Below are 22,572 nucleotides of genomic sequence, written 5' to 3'. Positions count from 1 at the left end.
TTATGAAAAGACTCAGTATATATTTAATGTTTGCATTGATGCTTGCTTCAGTATGCTCATGTACCAGTTTTGATGAATTGAATACTGATCCTGATGCTACTACCAAGGTCAGCCCGGAGATGATTGCCACTAATTTGATTTTGAATATTACCACTCCATCCACAGCCAAATCCTTCTTCAACAGTAGTTTTATGATGAAGTATATGGCATGGGGTGAGGGAGCGGCTACCTATCAATACAATAAGTTTGGGCGTAGTGGTTTCGGTTCATATTATAAGCTGATTAGTGCGCAGAAGATGGTAGAGCTTGCCAAAGACTATAACCAGGAAGCCTATATCGGACTGGCAAAGTTTGTTGAGGCTTATAAAATGTATTATCTCACCATGGAAGTGGGGGACATACCTTATAGTGATGCTCTGAAAGGAGAAGAAGGCGGTATAAAACCGATATATGATACTCAGAAAGAAGTAATGCTGCGAATATTGAACAGTTTGGAAGAATCGTATGCTAACTTCTCGAAAGCAAAAGACTTCGACGGCGACCCTATGATGGGTGGTAACATAGAAAAATGGAAAAAGACTGTGACTGCTTTACAATTGAAGGTGTTACTGAATCTTTCTCTGAAAGTGTCTGACCCTGACTTGAATGTAAAAGGGCGCTTTGCCGATATTGTAGCCAACTCTTTGTTGATGGAATCAAACGATGACAATTTTCAAGTGGTCTTTTCCGCAAAGAAAGGACAGCGTTATCCGACTTATAAGGACGACTTTAACTATAGCCAGTACCCTATGTTGTCTGTCACCCTTATCGACGTATTGAAGAAGTTTAAGGACTACCGCATGTTTTATTATGCAGAGCCGGCTGTAGCTAAGATCAATAACGGTATTTCCGGAGATTCATGGGATGCTTATATAGGAGTAAATCCTTCCGCTCCCAATAGTGATATCATGGAAATCTATGGTAATAAAGAATTCTGCAACATCAACTTGCGATATAAAGAAAAGCCTGAAGGCGAGCCGTTTATTACTTTAGGATATGCCGAGCAGAATTTTATTCTGGCAGAAGCTGCGTTGAGAGGATGGATTAGCGGTTCCGCCGATACTTATTATAAAAAAGGTATCGAAGCGAGTATGCGTTTCATTGCGGACAATACGGCAGATGAATACTGCCACAATCATAAAATTACAGATGAATATATTGTTGATTATCTCAATAGTCCTGAAATACAGCTTACCCAAGGCAGAGACAACGGTCTGGAAATGCTAATGACCCAACGTTATCTGGCGGGATTCCTGCATTTCCCTTGGGATGCCTATTATGATCACCGTCGGACAGGATGGCCGGAGATGCCGATGAACGAAGAGACTAACCAGAATGAAGTGAAAACACAATTTCCCAAGCGCTGGATGTATCCGCAGTCTGAACTGGATTACAATAGTGATAATGTGAAAGAAGCTATACAACGCCAGTATGGAGGTGAGGACAATCATAATGCTTTGATGTGGATTCTGGAAGAATAATTCATTATATTATGAGAATAATTGTATTAATTGTATTTCTTGTTGTGCAGGTCGTTATGGCCTTTGCACAAGTTTACCCCGTGCGGGCTGAGTTGAGTAATAAGCAATCATTTTCAATGATTCTGTTGCCCGATCCGCAAAGTTATATAAAATTTGATGCCAATCAGCCGCTGTTTGAGTTGCAGACTGCCTGGGTAGCCAACAATATGGAGCGGTTGAAGATAAAAGGAGTATTGTGCACTGGTGATTTAGTTGAGCAGAATGAAATTCGTATACCGGATGGTGTGAATGGAAACCAAACCAGTGAAGAACAATGGAAAGCGGCATCCCGTGCTTTTGAGCGTCTGGATGGTAAGTTGCCTTATGTGATTTGTACCGGCAATCATGATTACGGATATGAGAAATCTGAAAACAGGCTGTGCCACTTTCCTTCGTATTTCCCGTCGGAACGGAATAGCTGTTGGCGGAATACGTTGGTAGCCGTGGGACGCGACTCAAACGGAGTACCGACATTGGAAAACGCGGCATACGAGTTTGTGGCAGATACATGGGGAAAGATACTGGTCGTTTCGTTGGAGTTCGCTCCGCGTGACGAAGCCATCGAGTGGGCACGAAAGGTGACCGAAAGTCCGAAGTATAAAGACCATAAGGTATTATTGCTTACACACTCTTTTCTGGATTATAAAGGCGAACGTTACGTAAAGGAGGACTATAAAATATCTCCTGCCAATTATGGGGAAGCCATCTGGCAGAAGTTGGTTTATCCGTCAAAGAATATCTGCTTAGTGATTTGCGGACATGAGTGCATCATAAGTGATTATAAAAATAATGTAAGTTTCCGTACCGATAAGAATGCTTCCGGGAGAGTGATTCCGCAAATGATGTTTAATGCTCAGACAGCGGATGGGCAGTGGCATGGAAATGGAGGTGATTGCTGGATACGGATTATGGAGTTTATGCCCGACGGACGAACTATTTCCGTAAGAACGTTTTCTCCTTTGTTTGCCTTGTCGCCCCAAACATCTGATAAAGCGTGGAGAACCGAATCGTATGACCAGTTTAACATAAAGATTGAATAACAAATTAATTAATATAATACAAGCATGAAGCGTTTATATATTTTATTAGCTCTAGTATGTATGGGCTTGCAGTTTACAGCCGCACAACAATCGACTCTGAAATTCAATAAAGACGGTAGGTTTAAAATTGTCCAGTTTACTGATGTTCATTATATCTATAATGACGAGCGGTCGGCTGCCTCCATCGAACGGATTAATCAGGTGTTGGATACCGAAAAACCCGACTTGGTACTTTTTACCGGTGATGTGATTTATGGCCAGCCGGCAGAAGAGAGTATGCGTACCGTTCTGAATCAAGTGTCGAAAAGGAATTTACCATTTGCTGTGATGTTTGGAAATCATGATAATGAGCAGGGATTGACCCGTGAAGAACTGTTCAAAATTATTCAGTCTATTCCCTGCAACCTGACGACAACAACTCCGGACATTGCGGGAGTCACTAATTTCATCCTTCCCGTACGTTCGTCAGATGGCACAAAGGATGCGGCGGTTCTTTATTGCCTTGATTCTCATTCTTACTCCCAGATTAAGGGTGTCAGCGGATATGATTACATTAGGATGGACCAGATACAGTGGTATAAAGAGAATAGTAAGAAGTTTACCGATAAGAATGGGGGCGTTCCCTTGCCGTCGTATGCTTTCTTCCATATCGCTTTGCCAGAGTATAATCAGGCTGCTTCTTCCGAAGAGGCTATTCTTTATGGTGTCCGTAAGGAGAAAGCATGTGCTCCGCAACTTAATTCCGGCTTATTTACCGCCATGAAAGAGATGGGAGATGTGAAGGGAGTATTCGTAGGACATGACCATGATGATGATTATGCAGTATTCTGGAAAGGAATTTTGTTAGCTTATGGCCGTTATACGGGAGGAAATACGGTGTATAACCATTTGCCTAACGGTGCCCGCGTGATTGAACTGGACGAGAAGGCGGCCGATAGTTTTAAAACATGGATACGTTTGAAAGACGGAGTGACTCAGTCTGTCATCTGTCCTGCTGATTTTATCAAGAAGTGATTTTAATATCAGAGGATAGATATTCGCCAAGATAGATGTAAAAGCGGCATTTGAGCATATTGTTTATTGGGCATATATATTCAACATAATGGGTATATATGCCTTTTATATATTCACCACACTGAGTATATATACGTCCGATAATTGTCTTTATTATATCCGATATTTGGCGTATATTTGTATTCGACCGGATATCGGAATAAAAACAACTACAAAACTTTATAATATTTACAGACGAATGAATCTAAAAAGAAAAACAGGGATGATTGCTGCCTTATTGTTTGCTATCAGTATACAGGCGCAGGATATGCCTTTCCGTAAAGCGGAAATAAAAGAAACAATGAAGAAAGTTGCCGACTGGCAAATCGCTCATCCCAACAAGGGAGCCGAACACGGTGACCTGAACTGGACAAATGCCGTACTCTATGTTGGTATGCTCGACTGGGCGGAACTGGCGGAGCGTGAAGACGGTGACAAAGAATACTTTAAATGGCTTACCCGCATAGGCAGCCGGAACGGATGGCAGCCGGACAAGAGAATGTATCATGCCGACGACATCGCTGTCTCACAAGTCTTTATCGACCTCTACCGAAAATACAAAAATAAGCGTATGCTCGACCCTACTATCGCCCGTACGGACTGGGTGATGAAAAATCCTCCGACAGATGATTTCAAACTGGACTATCGCAAATCCGAAACGCTGGAGCGTTGGACTTGGTGTGACGCTCTTTTCATGGCTCCGCCGGTGTACACCAAATTATATGTCCTGACGGGTGACAAGAAATACATCCGCTTTATGAACCGTGAATTTAAAGCCACCTACGACCATCTTTTCGATAAGGAAGAGAACCTTTTCTATCGTGACTGGCGATATTTTGACAAGCGTGAAGCAAACGGTCAGAAGGTCTTTTGGGGACGTGGCAACGGCTGGGTGCTTGGAGGACTGGTGGAAATACTGAAAGAACTTCCCGCAAAAGATAAGAACCGTAAGTTTTACGAGACGCTGTTCGTGAAGCTCTGTTCCCGTGTGGCAGGTTTGCAGAATGAGGATGGATTCTGGCACGCAAGCCTGCTCGACCCTGCTTCTTATCCGTCGCCTGAAACAAGTTGTACTACATTTATCGTCTATGCTTTGGCTTATGGCATTAATGAAGGATTGCTGGATAAGGATACCTTTCTTCCCGGTTTGGTAAAGGGATGGAATGCGCAAGTATCTGCTGTGGATGCAGACGGAAAGTTGGGCTATGTGCAGCCTATCGGAGCCGACCCGAAAAAGGTGACGCGTGATATGACCGAAGTATATGGTGTGGGCGCTTTCCTGATGGGTGGATGTGAGATTTATAAGATGGCAAAGTAGAAAAATACAATCAACAGAACGATGAAAAATAGAATGATTGTGTTTCTGCTTTTATTGGCAGGAGTCATTGTGAACAACAGTACATTTGCCCGTGACGTAGTCTCCTTCAATACCGGCTGGCAATTCAAACGGGGGCCTTTCTCTGTGGAACCTATGCGCGCTTCCCGGCAATGGGAGGGTAAATGGGAAGAAGTGACGCTTCCCCATACCTGGAATGCGAAAGATATGCAGCAGAAAGCCGATGCTTTTTACGAAGGTGCCGGCTATTACAGGAAGAGGCAGTTTTTTGGTAATGAATTAGCGGGTAAACGTGTCTTTCTTCGTTTCGAAGGTGTGGGAGCCTGTACCGAAGTCTATGTCAATGGAAAGTTGGTAGGCACGCATAAAGGCGGCTATGGCGCTTTCGCTTTCGAGATAGGCACAGCTTTGAAGTTGGATACTGAGAATGAAATTGTCGTGAAAGCTGACAATACGGCCCGTCCCGATGTGATTCCCGTTAATCATAGCCTGTTTGGTGTGTATGGTGGTATTTACCGTCCCGTATGGCTGATAACGACGGAGCAGAATAATATCACAGTGACTGATTGCGCTTCTCCCGGTGTATATATCACTCAAAAGAATGTATCGAAACGCTCGGCGGACATCACCGTCAAAGTGAAGCTGGACAATGGCAGCCTGACTCCTGCGCATCTTGTTTTGGAAAACAGCATTTATACGCAGGAAGGGAAGAAAGTAAGCTCCCGGAGCCTGCCGCTCGAACTGACTCCGCAAGGGACACAAAATTATACATCAACCTTTAAGCTTTCTAATCCTCATCTTTGGCAAGGCAGGGAAGACCCTTATCTTTATAAAGTGGTCTCCCGTTTGCTTGCGGACGATAAAGTGATTGATGAGGTCACGCAACCTTTGGGTATTCGTCATTATGAGATTGTTGCCGGAAAAGGTTTCTATCTGAATGGTGAGAAATATCCGATGTATGGTGTCACCCGCCATCAGGACTGGTGGGGACTGGGCAGTGCACTGACTAACCGTGAGCATGATTTTGATTTGGCTCAGATTATGGATATTGGCGCTACGACTGTGCGTTTCGCCCACTATCAGCAGTCGGACTACTTGTATTCACGGTGTGATACGCTTGGACTGATTATTTGGGCTGAAATACCTTTTGTCAATCGGGTGACAGGCTATGAATCGGAGAATGCGCAAACACAGCTCCGCGAACTGATTCGTCAAAGTTTTAATCATCCTTCCATTTATGTATGGGGGCTGCATAACGAAGTTTACCAACCCCATGAATACACGGCATCATTAACCCAGTCTCTCCACGATTTGGCAAAGACGGAAGACCCTGACCGCTATACGGCTGCTGTGAACGGTTTCGGACATGCGAATCATCCGGTGAACCAAAACGCGGATATACAGGGTATGAACCGTTATTTCGGCTGGTACGAAAAGAAGTTGCAGGACATCGAGCCTTGGGTGGAAGGACTTGAAAAAAACTATCCCTGGCAGAAGTTGATGTTGACCGAATACGGAGCCGATGCCAATCTCGACCATCAGACAGAATATCTGGGGGATGCCTTAAACTGGAGCAAACCTTTCTATCCCGAAACTTTTCAGACGAAGACACATGAATATCAGTGGAGCGTAATAGCCGAACATCCGTATATCATTGCTTCTTATCTGTGGAATATGTTCGACTTTGCCGTACCTATGTGGAGTCGTGGCGGCGTACCTGCCCGCAACTTGAAAGGATTGATGACATTCGACCGGAAAATAAAGAAAGACTCCTACTACTGGTATAAAGCGAATTGGAGTAAATCTCCCGTACTTTATCTGACGCAGCGCCGCAATACTGACCGTGAACGTCAGCAGACTTCCGTCACTGTCTATTCAAATATCGGAACTCCCAAAGTCTACCTGAATGGTAAGGAATTGGCAGGTATCCGTAAGGGATATACAGATGTACATTATGTATTTGATGAAGTAATGCTTGAAAAAGGGAAAAATACGATTAAAGCTGTCGCAACACAGGATGGAAAAGAATACGTTGACGAAATCGAATGGAACTATTCGGGTGAAAAGAAACGGGACGCAGATGCCCGTGAGAATAAAAAAGAACATGCCGGATGGTAGAAATCCGATAGTTCTCAATAATAACCTATTAATCGTTCTCTGAAAAATAATCCATCTTAAAAAATGAATATTAAAACGGTCAGGAATACCGTTAATCACGTCGACTGATTGAGAAGAATAGAAAAGCTCCGGCATTTGAGAGTATTAAATTCTGTCTTTTTATCATTCAGGGAATATGCTTGTCATATTGTGACTTTTTCTCATTATTATTGGATGTTTGGATGGTAAATATCCAGTAGGAAACTCCTTTTGTTATTTTGCTTTTTCGATAGATTAAGGACAACCAGAGGAGAAACGAACTTCAAACAAGCCTTTTATTCCTTCCTCACCGAGAAGAAGCAGGTTCCTCGGTGGGGAAGGAACCGTTCCTCACCGGGGAACACCCTGTTGGTTTTAAACTTTCGAAGCTCAACTGGCAGGAATAATTGCATATTCTATGGAGGTTTTATGCAATATAAGTCCGTGTTCATGCATATTATTGCATTTATTTATGCAATCTCTACTCTAATTCATACCTTTTAGTGCTGCAACTTTTCAATGCAATCTTAAAAATAGCACATTAAGCTTCAAAATCCCGGCATATATTATTTATCAAACAGGAAAATGGTTATTTATAGTTCTGTTTAGACGAAGTTTAGTTTGAAATATGTCGGTAGAGTTCACAACATATGTCTGTGATTCCCTGTATCTTTGTGATATTAGTTATCACTCATCTTGAACACGAAATTAGTGAGCCATATTTTAATACATTTATCAATATGAAAAAAATCCTGATTGCTTTCCTTGCATTTTCCATGCTGGGAGTATCTGTATCGGCAAACGCGATTTCTTTGAAGCGTAAAAAGTCAAAAAAGAAAGAAGTTGTTGAGAAGGAAAAAACTGCTTATGATAAACTATTCTCATCCAATCATTCAAAAGCAGAAGGTTTTATTACTGTACACAAAGTAAAGGAGAAAGTTTATTTTGAACTTCCGTTGGCGATGTTGCAACGTGATATGTTGCTGGGCTCTACAGTAACAGAAATCAGTGATAATAAAAATGCTATTATTGGCTCGAAACCTACCACGCCGCTCCATTTTCGTTTTGAGAAATTGAATAATAAAGTCTGCCTGTCAGCGGTGCAGACCAATAATGTGAGTGATGACAATGACCACCGGTTGAAGGCGGCTATTGAGATGAGCAATATGAACGCAATTTTGCAGGTATTTGATATTTCGGCTTATAATAACGACAGCACAGCAGTTGTTTTTGATGTTACCGAGTTCTTTGTAAGTGACAATAAGCTGATGTCGCCGTTCGATAAATACAGTGTGAACACATCGGGGGGACGCAAACGTTCGGCTTCATTTCAAAGCAACAAATCATTTATTGATAGTTTCAAGGCTTTCAAAGATAACGTATCTGTCCGTAGTTGCCTGAATTATACGTATTCGCTGACCGGGGGAAAAGGAAAAGACATTAAAGATGAACCTCTGACGGCAAAGGTAACCCGTTCGATTATATTGTTGGATACCATTCCTTACCGTCCCCGACTGATGGATAGCAGAATCGGTATCTTTCCTACCATGAAGAATGAATATTCGGCTGCGAAACAGACGACACGTGCCGTCTATTACGCAAACCGTTGGCGTTTGGAGCCTTCCGACTTGAAACGTTATCTGGAAGGAGAAAAAGTGACTCCTGTAAAACCGATTGTGTTTTATATAGACAGTTGTTTTCCCGAAAGCTGGAAGGGCTCTATTTTTGAGGCTGTGAACCAATGGAATAGAACTTTTGAAAAAACAGGCTTTGTGCAGGCCATCCGGGCGGAAGAGTTTCCGAAAGACGACCCGGAGTTTGACCCGGATAATTTGAAATACTCATGTATCCGTTATGCCCCGATAGGGATTGAAAATGCGATGGGGCCGTCATGGGTTGACCCTCGTAGCGGGGAGATTCTGAATGCTTCGGTCTATCTGTACCATAATGTGATAAAACTGCTGAATAACTGGCTGTTTATCCAGACTGCGCAGGCAGATAAGCGTGTACGTCATAAAGTGATTCCAAGAGAGGTGATGGACGATGCCTTGCGTTATGTTGTTTCCCACGAAGTGGGGCATTGCCTGGGATTTATGCATAATATGAGCGCTTCTTCTGTCATTCCGGTTGACTCGCTCCGTTCTCCTTCGTTCACGCAAGAGCATGGCACTACCACTTCCATTATGGATTATGCACGTTTCAACTATGTGGCGCAGCCCGGTGATATGGAACGGGGCGTTCGTATGACGCCGCCTTATTTTGGTTTGTATGACGATTATTTGATTCGATGGAATTATACCCCTGTGCCCGAAGCCAAGACCCCGGAAGAAGAATATGCCATTACATCGAAATGGATTACTGATTTGTCGGACAACCCTGTATACCGGTATGGAAAACAGCAGTCGGATATACTCGACCCTCGTTCTCAGACGGAAGACCTGGGCGACGATGCAGTGAAAGCTACCCAATATGGAGTGAAGAATCTGAAATATATCCTGGCTAATTTGAATCAATGGCTGGGAGCGGAAGACGCGGATTATACCCACCGGTCGGATATCTATGATGGCATAATCATGCAGTATCTGACTTATATGTTGCATGTATATCATAATATAGGCGGAATCTATCTGCACGAAAAACTGGTTGGCGACAAGGTGGAAGCCTTGCAAGTGGAACCCAAAGCGAAGCAGAAAGAAGCGATGAACTATTTCCTGGAACAACTCGCAACCCTGGATTGGCTGGATGATGAGAGTATGCAGAAAGTATTGCCTATGATGGGGAAACCATCGGATGCCTTGCGGGATGTCATGATGAAACTATTGATGAAAGCTCCTGCACGGGTAGAATTTTCGGCATTGAAGGCCGGCAAGGAAGGTGGATATGATATTGAGGAGTGTATGAATGATATTTATACCTATATATGGAACCCTACTATGCAGGGACGCAAGCTGAACGCTACTCAAATGAAATTGCAGAATTTGTTTATCAAACATCTGTCTTCGACAGCCGGAATCCGTTTGAGTAAAGATACTAAGTCATTGAAGAATGAAGAAAATGTATGGGAGCAGTTGGCTGTTTTTCATCACAAGGAAGGCGCAGGACATCAGGGATGTTGTTGTGTCTCCGATGTTGGACGTATGTTTAATCCGGTAGCGGGATTTGAAGAACCGATGGCCGAGTATTTTATTCCCAAGAGTCAGGATAGCATGTGTTACGGTTATTTCCTGCGTGTACGAGATTTACTGAACAGCCGGAAGCAACATGCCGATAAAGATACACGGCTTCATTATCAGTTATTGCTCCATCAAATGAATAATGCATTAAATCGTTGATTATGAAGAATAAATATATCTTTTTGTTCTTTTTATCAGTCTTTGGAGGGCTTGTCTTTTCTCCTTCGGAGGCTGTTGCCAAGAAAAAGGGGAAAACAGAGCAGGTTAAGCCTAAAACTGAATATGAGAAACTGCTGAAGGATAAACCGAATAGCGTTGAAACGAAAGGACTGATGAATCTTTATTGGGTAGACAATAAAGTATATATGGAAATCCCCAGGGATGTTTTGGGCAAACGCTTGCTGATGGGCGGTGTGGTTGATAAACTAAGTAATCCGCAGGAATCATCTGTCGGTTTTTGTGCCGCTACCCCTTTGCAGGTGAGATTCTGCCGGGCTGACTCTTTGGTCAGGCTATACCGGATAACGAATCGTCCGGTAGCGGAGCAGGATTCCCGTATCGGAGAGGCGCTGAAAAAAAGTTTCAGTGATGTCATTTTAAATCAGTTCTCTATAAAAGCCTATTCGCCGGACAGCGCTTTGGTGATTGATGTTACATCTTTTGTCTTTCAGGATGACATATATATGAATCCGATTGACCCGAAGGCATACAATACGATGGGGGGCTGGGTGAAGCGGAAAGCGACCTTCAAACAGAAACAGTCGATGATATCCGGGATAGCTTCTTATTCTGATAATGTATCTGTCTCATGCTATATGAGTTATGAATTGGCGATGTCGTTATTCGGTATTTTCCCGATAGCGGATAATATCCCTTTTAGCGCGGTTGTGAAGCGTACTTTTATGCTGTTGCCGGAAGATGGGGATTATCGTCCTCGCCTGGCTGACCCCCGTGTCGGGACTTTATGGAGCGGCAAGGTGAATTTCTCGGGTGAGGAGCAGGGGAGTAAGGTACAGTATTGGGTGAACCGCTGGAATCTGACTGCTGATAAACCGATTGTATTCTACGTAGATACGTTGTTGCCCGAAAAATGGCAGAAGTGTGTGTATCATAGCGCTGAAATATGGAACAAGGCATTTCAGCAAATCGGTTTCTCTAATGCGTTGGACGTGAAGCCTTATCCTCGAGATAGTACGGGATTTGATGCTAACAGCATCACGAAGTCCTGTGTCCGGTATGTCGTTTCACCTTCCGGTCAGATTACGGATAACTGCTGGAGTGACCCGTTGACAGGGGAAATAATAAGTGCTAATATTTATATTCCGCATAATCTAGCTTCAAAAATCCAGTTGAATTATTTCTTGCAGACAGCTTCCTTTAACGAGAAAGCCCGCACGCTGTTGCCGGACGAGGACTTAGTGGAAGAGGCGTTGACTTCGTTATTGTTGAGGCATTGGGGACATTGCCTGGGGCTGACGGATAATATGGCAGGTTCTATTGCTTATCCGGTGGATTCGCTTCAATCGAAAGAGTTTGTAAAGCAGCACGGTTTGTCTGCGTCGGTCATGGATAAGCTGCCGATGAACTATTTGCTTTCGGCTGATAATTATAGTGTTGATATGCCTTTGGCACAACAAGTGTTGGGAGAATATGACAAATGGGTGGTTCGTTATCTTTATCAACCGATGAATCAGAAAACTCCGCAAGAAGAATTACCGGATTTGCAGAAGCTGGTTTCTGAACGGAATCAGAATCCATTATTGCTCTTCAAGCGTCCGCAAAGCAGGAAAGCGTATTACGACCCCCGCGGGATGGGAATGGATTTGGGTAATGATGCGATTCGTGGGGCAACCATTGCTTTTGAGAATTTGGGCAAAGTGATAGCGAACGCAAACCAATGGCTGGACAAGGAGGATTTCAATTATGAGCAACGAACCTCGCTGTATGGCGAAATTATCAACCAGGCGGATGAATATGTGAAGCATGTATTGCAGCAAGTCGGTGGAATCTATCTGAATGACAGTTATCAGGGAGATGCCTACCCTTCCTATCAGCCGGTGTCCAAAGAATTGCAACGCCGTTCGTATCAATGGATGATGGAAGCCATCGGTCAGATGAACTGGCTCGACAACCGGGAATTGCTGGACCATTGTGCGCTGACAGGTAGCGCAGCAGACTATTCGCAGAAGTTCTTTGCCAATTTTTTATTGATACAACTCAATAACCTTTGGCTTAGCGAGAGTAAATCGGATGACCCTTATACGCAACAACAAGCTGTTGAAGATTTGAAGAGCCAACTTTTCAAGGAGACAAGGGCAGGAAAGGAACCTGACGACTGGAAACGTTTCTTGCAGGGGCAATTACTGGGATTCGTCATCTCCTCGTCGAATGTGAATGTCCCGAAAGGGAAAGAAGAGGCGGATAAGGCTGCTTCCAAACTGGCTCTTCAGAATGTCTATCCTTACCGGGGCATGACGGCTATTGAAAGTATCCCTTACTCTTCTGCTCCTGAGCGGGCTCCATTTTGGTATGGTTGTCTGCTGGATTTGAAAGGTGAGTTTGCGAAAGCAAAATCCGTTGCGCCTAACCGGGCAATGAAGGAAGAATATGACTATCGTTTGTTTACGATTGAGAAGGCACTGCGAAAATAGCTATCAGTGAAAGAATAAGCAGATATAAAAAAAAGAGTGTCAAAACTCTTATAAATTAAAAATCACCCATGCCGCAGTTTAAGTTGTAGCATGGGTGATTTCGTTTACTCTGTCACTCGAGTGAATGCATAAGTTACACCAAAGAACAGTGCGTCGAATTCATAACCGAACATTTCAAATGTTGCGCTGAAGAAATCTGTTGGTATATAATCGTGGAAATAAATGATGATATTATCATCGTCTACCTTATCCAATCCTATAAACGCATTGCCAAGTTCTGTTTTTCCTTTGGAGAAACAACGGTTCACTTGAGAAGCGATGAAATAAGGAGCGTCATATTCTTCATCCGTTATCCAGTTGTAGAGGCTTTTCTCTATATGGTCAAATACAACCGTGTGTCCCTGTGGATTGCAAAAGAAATTTTTCAAGTCCCCTGTCAGGTACGGGATTATTTTATCCGTGCCATCTTCCTGGTGTACAAACTCCAGGTAGTCATTTGCTCCATTCTTTTCCGGCAGACTGTTTACCCAGTCTTCATCGGGCATACCGATATATACATAATTGTCTTTATCCTTAATTTCTACGGGTCTCCATTTACCCAGCATGTCGGTAAACTTCAACTGGTCCAGTTTTATATTATAGGATGCGAATGAGCCCGGATAGTAAAGCTCAGAGTTATCAACCGGCGTACCCAATTTCAGGATAACATTCTTGCCCGTATAATCTTCTGCTCCTTCTTTTATTTTTATCTTAAAGATGGTATAGTAAGAACCTTTTGGAATGGTGACGGAAGTGATTCCGTTTTCAAATTCAAAGTCCTCGTTCAATATGGCTGTGCTGGACGGGTCTATTTCCAATGGCAACACAACATCTGTAGTTGTCCTGAATTTGCTGCCACTATATTCTCCTTCCACTTCAACTCTGATGTCTATTTCACTCAGCAAACGGTAAACCATAGGCTTGAAAGTGTACATAATGTGTTCTTTCACTTCAACAGGGATAATCGCTATTTTCTTATCACCGAGCGCATATCCGGAAACCGGATTGATGGAAAGACGGATTTCACGGTTGGATGTCAGGTTGTTTTTGGGAGTGATGGTTAAAGTGGCACTCGTTTCTCCGGCTTTTATAACAAACCCGTTGGCCGAGATTTCATAGTCTTCATCCAGTATGGCACTACCTTCAATGATGACAGGAATGCTTAAGTCTGTTTCAGGAGCTACGGAAGCCCTCAATTCCACTTCCAGGCTGCCGCTGGCTGGTAATATGTATATGGAGCGACTAAAAGACAACTTTGCAGCTGACGAGTCATCATCATTGCAAGCCGCTGATACCATGACTAGGATAATCATTAGCAGGAAAGCGCCCGTTATTCTGATTTTTGTTTTCATTTTAATCCCTTTTTATTGGTTAATGGCATTGTTGTATTCATCCCATAATGCCTGTACTTCTTCACGGTCTTGTGCATTCAGGATACTTCCGGTGGGGAGTAAATAATCTGTTGATGTATCATCTACTTTAGGGGTCAACTCTTCCGGCTTATCACATGAAACCAGGAGAGCGGAAGAACTTGTAGCAATGAAACATAGGATATATAGTCTCTTTTTCATAACTGTTTTTGTTTTTTTGATGGAATAAATTATTCTATGTAGCCCGGATTTTGAATGAGCAAACCGGGATATAGATTGATATCCGCTTTCGGAAAAGGAAATGTATAGAGATACTTTTCTGTGATAAATTTCTTTCCTTTGGCAGTAACCCAGAATTCCGGGCGTCCGTTGCGTTTTAATTCAAACCAGCGGTCGCCCTCAGCAAACAGTTCTTTACGACGTTCACAAAGGATGGCGGACATCAGCTTTGTCAAAGGAATACCCGTAGCATCGGTTTTTATGTTTTGTTGAAAAACTTCCGGTAGATTATTCATCGTGTAAGCTGCGTAATCTTGAGTGATTCGTTTGGAACGAAGCAGATTAAGATAACCTAATGCATCCGTTTCCTGGTTCAGGTGCGCATAGGATTCAGCTATGATGAGGCAAAGCTCTTCGCTGCGCATCTTGGTGGTGATGATTTTGTTGACAAGTCGTTTGGAGTCATGGTTGCATCTGCGACGCACATCGTTGTCAGTGGCTGCAAATAAATCAACCATATTTTTGTCGACAGGGCGTGTCTTTATGTCGGCTTGTGCGGTGGCGTAACTCATGGTTCCAATATCATCATCCATCGTGAACGAACGGATGATGACATTATGTGCTTTTGCCTGTTTCAGACTAATGGCTTCTACATATTCGTCAGCTTCCAGCATCGGGTATTTCTCCAATACTTCTTTGGCATAGGTGATGGCATTTCCCCAGTTCTGCGTCCAAAAGAAGAAACGTGCGAGGTAGGCTTTTGTCACTGATGAGGTAAAGAGAAAATCTTCATTGGACACATTATATGAGAGGGCATTTCGGAACCCTTCTTCTATAAATTCGGCTGTTTCTTTCAGGCTGGAACGTGCCGGTTTTGCTTCCATGTCGAAATCATCGACCAACGGAAGTCCGAGAGTCTCTTGTGCTGTTTCCGGGCGGTATGGCTCACAGTAGCGTTGCATAAGGTTATAATAGCAAATGGAGCGAATACTCCAGGCTGTTCCCAATAATGTTCTGGCCAGGTCGGATTCCGTATCATCCATGTTGCCGATAATCATATTACAATCTTTGATAATCGAGTAAAGTGTCTTATAACCAGCCTGATTCTTGTTAATGGCACTTCCGACATAGATACTTGTATAGCCGAAATTACTGGCAAGCGTTGCATTCAGATCATCGGCAAACATCTCTAATTTAGTCGTTTCTCCGGGATTGGAAATGATAACATCATCTCTTCCCTTTTCTATCTGGTCCAACCAGTAATGGATAATGGTGGAAAAGTCTTCGGCTGTTTCAGGAATTATTTTTCCTTTGGGTTTTACGTCTAAGTAACCGCTGCATGAAGTCAGCAATAGTATCAGAACGCAATAGGTAGATATGAATAGTTTATTTTTCATCGTTTATTGTTATTTAAAATCCAACATTTACGCTAAACATCACAGAGCGACTTATCGGATAAGTAGCACCCGGGGTTTCGGGGTCCATGCCCGAGTAACTGGTGAATGTGAAAAAATTATTCAATGACAAAGAAAAATCTACATTAGAGAGAGCGGATTTATTTATCAACTTATTAGGTAGCGTATATCCTAAAATGATGCTCTTGATTCTGGCATAAGACAAGTTGGTAAGAAAAGCTCCATGGGTGATTTCCTTGTGCATAGGGTTGTAATAGCCGAATCCGTAGACTTCACCGAACGGATTCCATACACGCGGGTAAGTACCGTTTGTGTTGTTGGGTGTCCATCGGTCGGCCGCTGCTTTCGGAACATTCAGGTGGTGCGCGAATAAGTCATTCTGGAAGACTTGTTCGCGTTCTGTGTAATTGAAGACTCCATTGCCGCTCACAGTGGTGGCGGAAGTTGGCGACTTGATGAATTCAAAATTCTTGGCTCCTGTGGCGAAAGTGCCGTTCACACTGAGACGGATGCCTTTATATTCGGCAGTGACATTGAATCCGCCGGTTACGGGAGCTTCACTGGTGCCCAAGTAATGTCGGTAATTATCGGGCTTGTTCAAGTCGGTAGCTGTGTGTATCTCGGCATCAGGACGCAGTTGGAATGTATATAATCCTGTTTCCGGGTCAATACCGGTGTATTTTCCACTATAAATAGCGTCTACCGGATATCCTTCCCATAGGTTGTTATATCCCATACTGCTATAGGTAGCCTTATATTTAGTCACCTTGTTCTTGTTGTAAGCGATGTTGGCAGAAAGAGACAGGCGGAAATCTTTTGTCTTGACGGGAGTTCCGTTCAAGGTAGCTTCGATACCTTTGTTGTCAATATCGGCAGTATTGTATTTCTGCTGGTTGAATCCGGTGCTGCTCAACGTTTGTACGCCGGTCACAATGTCTTTACTCTTCCTGTAATATCCTTCCACTATACCTGTCAGGCGGTCGTTAAACATACCGAAGTCAAGGGCTACTTTTACGTCTTGTGTCTTTTCCCAGCGTAGATTGGGATTCGGTGGGCTAACGACTTTTCCTATATGATAGATGTTGTTGGAAATATTGCGGTAGTCATCATAGTAACTGATAATCATTTGCGGGCTGACACTACGGTTGATATTGCCGGTAAATCCGGTTGCTACACGGAGAGTTAACCTGTTCAATACAGGTTTGAGCGGAGCCATGAAACTTTCTTCACTGGCATTCCATGCCGCGCCGGCTGCCCAGTTCGGATTAAATTGCTTGTCACTACCAAAGTTGGAACTTCCGTCGGTACGGAAAGAGACATTCAATACATATTTGTTTTTGTAGTAATAGTCGGCAGACGCATAGAAAGAGACAAAGCGTTGCTCACTCCATGTTTCTCCGTTTGAGCCGTCAATGGCTGCCAGGTAGGCTTTCAATTTTTCGTAACCTACCCCTGTCGGATCATCAGGAAGCGGGGTTATGGCATTTCCGGTGATTTCGTCGTAGCCATATCGTTTGCTGTACAAACCGTCGGATTTGCTTCCGCGGAATTCGGCACCGGCAATAAGGGAGATAGAATGGTCGCCGAAAGAATCATCATAGGCGAAGTGCCCGCGGGCCATGTAGCTCTCATTGTCTACATTGCGTTGCAAAATAGAAGCGTACTCTTTTTTAGTATTGTTATCGACAGAAAGGCGGTTGTCGAAAGCCGCTTTCGTATTCTTGCCGTATATTTCCTTCAGACGGTTGGTGGAGTAAGTGTATGAGGCTAGTCCCACAAAACGCAAGCTACTGATAATGTTGTAATCAATACCTGCACGAACCATCGTTTTTATATTCTTTGTGCGCGAAGAGGTTTCGTCCATTTCGCGAAGCACATTAAATCCACTATCCGGGATAATCTTGGTACTTGTCTTATTATTGTTATATTCTCCTAGCGCATAGTATGTTTCGTCTGCCCGGTAACTGCCGTCTTCGTTATATGGACTTTCATATGGATTGGCAAAATAAGCATACTGGAAAGGGTCGAGACTACTCAGCGCCGGAGACTTTGAGTATTGATAAGACATGGATGCCCCAAAGTCAATCTTGACTTTCTGGCTGGGATTCATTGATAGATTAGTCGTCAGGTTATAACGGTCGTAATCATTGTTTTTCAATAAACCGGCATTGCGGGTATAGGCTAATGAAGTATAATAGGTGTATTTGTCACCACCACCATTAATAGACAGATTGTGGGTCGTGGAAACACTGTTGCGGAACAGTTCGTCATACCAATCGGTATTTGTCTTGCCTAATTCTTCGATATATGTATCCTGCTGCTCTTTGCTCCACCCCGCAAACCGTCCTCTGCCTGCGCGGATGATGCCTACCACTCCTACTACCGGATAGTCCTTATTCCCCGCTTCAAAGCCCGGAGCGGAAAATTCGTTCCATAATCCCTGTTCATAAGCAAGTTTCTCTTGCGAATTCATCAGAGAGTAGGTGCGTTGGGGCGACATCGTAACCGCTACGTTGCCCGAATAGTTAATCTTGGCTTTTCCTGATTTACCTCTTTTGGTAGTGACAACAATAACTCCGCCGGCTGCCCGTGAACCATAAATAGCGGCAGCGGAAGCATCTTTCAAAATGGTAATGCTTTCTATGTCGCTGGGATTGATTCCGGCGACACCATTCATGAACAGGTCGTCAAATTGCCCGGATTTTATTTCAGAACTGCTAGGCATATCAGTACCCCCGCTCTGCATAGGAACTCCGTCGATAACCCACAGCGGGTCGCCGTCTCCGGTGATTGTATTGGTACCTCTGATTCGTATCTTTTGTGTGCTACCAGGTTGTCCGGAAAGGGCTGATACAGCCACACCCGCTACTTTACCTTGCATAAGGGCGTCTATCGTGGGTTGAGGCTGGTCTTTCAATTGGTCGGCCGAGATAATCCCAACGGAACCGGTCATTTTCTTAAAAGTCGTTTGGGTATAACCTGTGACGACAATCTGGTCCAGTTCGCTCGTTGCAGATTCCATTTTAATATTGATAAAGGGCGTCGCCCCTTTCAATAAGCGCTCTACATTTTTCATGCCAATGTAAGAAAAAACAAGGGTCTTGCCTTCTTTCATTTCCTTAATGGAAAACTTACCATCAATATCTGTGGTAACACCGACTTGGGGGAGCTCCTTATAGCGGACGGATACGCCAACTAATGGTACCCCACTTTCGTCAGTTACAATACCTTTCACTGTTACCTGTGCATTTGCAAATAAAGGTAAAATAAAAGCAAAAAGTAATGTTAATGAAAAAATGGGAACTTTATTCATAATCATATTAATTAGGTGAGTATAATTACAAATGTATCGTTCCTGGTTAATATAAACAAGAAGATGTTAATTAATAGGCGCAAAATGTGTAATTGTGTATGACAATCTAGCCTTATGGTTTTATTGTATTTTTTATAAAAGTATAAAAAATAAGTTTTAGAGTGTTGAAGCGGATTTTTAGAGGAGACATACGGGCATAAAAAAAGGAGCAACGCCTTGCTCCAACCTTTGTTAACCTTAAATCTAATACTATGAAAAACACATTGCAAAGATACGGACTCTTGGGAAATTAGCAAATTATCCAAGAAAAACAGTATGTTTTATAACACGTTTTAATATTATCTCCCTATTTGTTAAGAAAAACGCCGTTCCTTTTTAAATGTATGCAACACTTATTTTGAAAATTGAAACAGGAGATACCGTTGATTCTCTGCCGAAAAACCGTTATCTTTGCGAAGATATTGTAATTGTTTACTCTAAATAAAAAAGAAAGGGAGAGAACCGTGAACGAAGAAGAAATCGTCCTCACCCCGATGATGAAACAGTTTCTGGATTTGAAAGCACAACATCCGGATGCAGTGATGCTGTTTCGTTGCGGCGACTTTTATGAAACATATTCTACGGATGCTATCGTTGCGTCCGAGATATTAGGAATCACACTGACAAAACGCGCTAACGGAAAAGGAAAAACTGTTGAGATGGCGGGATTCCCCCACCATGCTCTTGATACATATCTGCCGAAACTGGTTCGTGCCGGAAAGCGTGTCGCTATCTGCGACCAGTTGGAAGACCCCAAAATGACAAAGAAGTTGGTGAAACGCGGCATTACCGAACTGGTGACTCCCGGTGTTTCTATCAATGATAATGTGCTGAATTATAAGGAGAACAACTTCCTGGCTGCCGTTCATTTCGGAAAGGCTTCCTGTGGTGTTGCCTTTCTCGATATCTCTACCGGCGAATTTCTTACTGCGGAAGGACCTTTTGATTATGTAGACAAGCTGTTGAACAACTTCGCTCCGAAGGAGATTCTTTTCGAACGTGGCAAACGCCTGATGTTTGAGGGGAATTTCGGCGGCAAGTTCTTCACGTTCGAGCTTGACGACTGGGTATTTACGGAAACTACCGCTCGTGAGAAACTGCTGAAACATTTTGAAACGAAGAACCTGAAAGGTTTCGGCGTGGAGCACTTGAAGAATGGTATCATTGCTTCCGGTGCTATCCTGCAATACCTGACGATGACGCAGCATACGCAGATTGGGCATATCACTTCGCTGGCTCGTATTGAGGAAGATAAATACGTTCGTCTGGATAAGTTTACGGTGCGCAGCCTGGAACTGATTGGCAATATGAATGATGGCGGAAGCAGCCTGATTAATGTCATCGACCGGACGATTAGTCCGATGGGGGCACGTCTGCTGAAACGCTGGATGGTCTTTCCGCTAAAAGATGAGAAGCCTATCAATGAGCGGTTGAATGTTGTGGAGTATTTCTTCCGCCAACCGGATTTTAAGGAACTGATTGAAGAACAGTTACATATGATAGGAGACTTGGAACGTATCATTTCCAAAGTAGCCGTGGGGCGTGTATCACCCCGTGAGGTGGTGCAGTTGAAGGTGGCTTTACAAGCTATTGAGCCGATAAAGGAGGCATGTATGGAAGCTGATAATGCGAGTCTGAACCGGATTGGCGAGCAACTGAATCTTTGTATTTCCATCCGTGACCGGATTGCCAAGGAGATTAATAATGACCCGCCACTATTGATTAATAAGGGTGGCGTGATTCAAAATGGGGTGAACGCGGACTTGGACGAGTTACGCCAAATCTCTTATTCGGGAAAAGATTACTTGCTCAAAATACAGCAGCGTGAAAGTGAACAGACGGGCATCCCGAGTCTGAAGGTAGCTTATAATAATGTATTCGGCTATTATATTGAGGTTCGTAATGTCCATAAAGATAAAGTTCCGCAGGAATGGATTCGCAAACAGACATTGGTCAATGCAGAACGTTATATCACGCAGGAACTGAAAGAATATGAGGAGAAGATTCTGGGAGCAGAAGATAAGATTCTCGTTTTGGAAACGCAGCTATACACGGATTTGGTGCAGGCATTAACGGAGTTTATTCCTCAGATTCAGATTAATGCGAATCAGATTGCCCGCCTGGATTGTTTGCTGTCATTTGCCAATGTGGCTCGTGAGAATCGTTATATCCGTCCGATTATTGAAGATAATGATGTATTGGATATTCGCCAGGGTCGTCATCCGGTGATTGAGAAGCAGCTTCCTATCGGTGAGAAGTATATTGCCAACGATGTAATGCTGGATTGTAATACGCAGCAGATTATCATTATAACCGGTCCTAACATGGCCGGTAAATCAGCTCTTTTGCGTCAGACTGCATTGATTACGCTGCTGGCACAAATCGGTTCGTTCGTCCCTGCGGAAAGTGCCCATATCGGATTGGTAGATAAGATATTCACCCGCGTAGGAGCGAGTGACAATATCTCTGTTGGCGAATCTACGTTTATGGTAGAGATGAATGAAGCGGCGGATATCCTGAATAATGTTTCTTCCCGAAGCCTGGTGTTGTTTGACGAATTAGGCCGTGGCACGTCTACATATGATGGTATTTCTATTGCCTGGGCGATTGTAGAACATATCCATGAGCATCCGAAAGCGAAAGCGCGCACGTTATTTGCTACGCACTATCACGAACTGAACGAGATGGAGAAATCCTTCAAGCGTATCAAGAACTATAATGTATCCGTGAAAGAGGTGGATAATAAGGTTATCTTCCTCCGTAAACTGGAACGTGGCGGTAGTGAACACTCTTTTGGTATTCATGTGGCAAAGATGGCAGGTATGCCGAAGAGCATTGTGAAACGTGCGAATGTGATATTGAAACAGCTTGAATCTGATAATCGTCAACAGGGTATCTCCGGTAAACCGCTGGCGGAAGTGAGCGAGAATCGCAGTGGTATGCAGTTGAGTTTCTTCCAGTTGGATGACCCGATTCTTTGTCAGATTCGTGATGAGATATTAAACCTGGATGTGAATAATCTCACTCCGATTGAAGCGCTGAATAAACTGAATGATATTAAGAAGATAGTTAGGGGGAAATAAAACAGAAATAAAACAGAAATAAGGCGAAAATAGTAGGTAAATATGCCCTAGAGTATATTCTCGATCGTTTTCCTGGTGTCAGGAAAATGATATCCACCCTAACGGGAAAGAGTAAATGATAAAAAAAGGGATTAGCGATGTTTAAA

General features: G+C 43.3%; 12 protein-coding genes. 8 read left to right on the top strand and 4 right to left on the bottom strand.

Translation table 11 applies throughout. The features are described 5' to 3' along the window. Window positions 1-2: 2 nt before the first annotated feature. The 7 genes from HC965_RS04535 to HC965_RS04505 all read left to right on the top strand — a co-directional run bounded on the left by HC965_RS04535 (window position 3) and on the right by HC965_RS04505 (window position 12,948). The gene (locus tag HC965_RS04535) at window positions 3-1,520 is read left to right on the top strand and encodes a SusD/RagB family nutrient-binding outer membrane lipoprotein (RefSeq protein ID WP_191030338.1); all 1,518 of its coding nucleotides are present in this window, start codon (window positions 3-5) and stop codon (window positions 1,518-1,520) included. A gap of 11 nt (window positions 1,521-1,531) precedes the next feature. Continuing rightward, window positions 1,532-2,599, top strand: coding sequence for a metallophosphoesterase (locus HC965_RS04530; RefSeq protein WP_191030337.1), 1,068 nt, complete (start codon window positions 1,532-1,534; stop codon window positions 2,597-2,599). Between the two features lie 24 nt (window positions 2,600-2,623). Next, the gene (locus HC965_RS04525) at window positions 2,624-3,613 is read left to right on the top strand and encodes a metallophosphoesterase family protein (RefSeq protein ID WP_191030336.1); all 990 of its coding nucleotides are present in this window, start codon (window positions 2,624-2,626) and stop codon (window positions 3,611-3,613) included. Window positions 3,614-3,875: 262 nt separating this feature from the next. Beyond that, window positions 3,876-4,970: a glycoside hydrolase family 105 protein gene (locus tag HC965_RS04520; RefSeq protein WP_370539965.1), complete on the top strand. Its 1,095-nt coding sequence runs from the start codon at window positions 3,876-3,878 to the stop codon at window positions 4,968-4,970. Window positions 4,971-5,003: 33 nt separating this feature from the next. Continuing rightward, window positions 5,004-7,106, top strand: coding sequence for a glycoside hydrolase family 2 TIM barrel-domain containing protein (locus tag HC965_RS04515; RefSeq protein WP_370539964.1), 2,103 nt, complete (start codon window positions 5,004-5,006; stop codon window positions 7,104-7,106). A 758-nt stretch (window positions 7,107-7,864) separates the two neighbouring features. Further along, window positions 7,865-10,456 carry a zinc-dependent metalloprotease gene (locus HC965_RS04510; RefSeq protein ID WP_191030333.1) on the top strand — a complete coding sequence of 864 codons (2,592 nt, stop codon included), beginning with the start codon at window positions 7,865-7,867 and terminating at the stop codon, window positions 10,454-10,456. Next, complete coding sequence (locus tag HC965_RS04505; RefSeq protein ID WP_191030332.1) at window positions 10,453-12,948, top strand: zinc-dependent metalloprotease; 2,496 nt, start codon at window positions 10,453-10,455, stop codon at window positions 12,946-12,948. The genes HC965_RS04510 and HC965_RS04505 overlap by 4 nt, the downstream gene beginning before the upstream one ends. Before the next feature lie 104 nt (window positions 12,949-13,052). Here HC965_RS04505 and HC965_RS04500 read toward each other — a convergent pair whose 3' ends face one another. From HC965_RS04500 to HC965_RS04485, 4 genes are read right to left on the bottom strand one after another with little or no spacing between them, the layout of a single operon-like run. After that, window positions 13,053-14,339, bottom strand: coding sequence for a hypothetical protein (locus HC965_RS04500; RefSeq protein ID WP_191030331.1), 1,287 nt, complete (start codon window positions 14,337-14,339; stop codon window positions 13,053-13,055). A 12-nt stretch (window positions 14,340-14,351) separates the two neighbouring features. Next, the gene (locus HC965_RS04495; protein ID WP_191030330.1) at window positions 14,352-14,558 is read right to left on the bottom strand and encodes a hypothetical protein; all 207 of its coding nucleotides are present in this window, start codon (window positions 14,556-14,558) and stop codon (window positions 14,352-14,354) included. A 29-nt stretch (window positions 14,559-14,587) separates the two neighbouring features. Beyond that, window positions 14,588-15,973 (bottom strand): RagB/SusD family nutrient uptake outer membrane protein, encoded by a 1,386-nt coding sequence (locus tag HC965_RS04490; RefSeq protein ID WP_191030329.1) that lies wholly within the window; start codon window positions 15,971-15,973, stop codon window positions 14,588-14,590. Between the two features lie 13 nt (window positions 15,974-15,986). Then, on the bottom strand, window positions 15,987-19,304 hold the full coding sequence (locus HC965_RS04485; RefSeq protein ID WP_191030328.1) for a SusC/RagA family TonB-linked outer membrane protein: 3,318 nt from the start codon (window positions 19,302-19,304) through the stop codon (window positions 15,987-15,989). A 533-nt stretch (window positions 19,305-19,837) separates the two neighbouring features. Here HC965_RS04485 and mutS point away from each other — a divergent pair. Next, the gene (gene mutS, locus HC965_RS04480; protein WP_191030725.1) at window positions 19,838-22,426 is read left to right on the top strand and encodes a DNA mismatch repair protein MutS; all 2,589 of its coding nucleotides are present in this window, start codon (window positions 19,838-19,840) and stop codon (window positions 22,424-22,426) included. The last annotated feature ends 146 nt before the right edge of the window (window positions 22,427-22,572 follow it).

The sequence above is a fragment of the Bacteroides sp. GM023 genome (assembly GCF_014750685.1).
Classification (GTDB): domain Bacteria; phylum Bacteroidota; class Bacteroidia; order Bacteroidales; family Bacteroidaceae; genus Bacteroides.
Note: the sequence above shows the minus strand (reverse complement) of the source record. Positions and strands in the feature narration are given on the sequence as shown.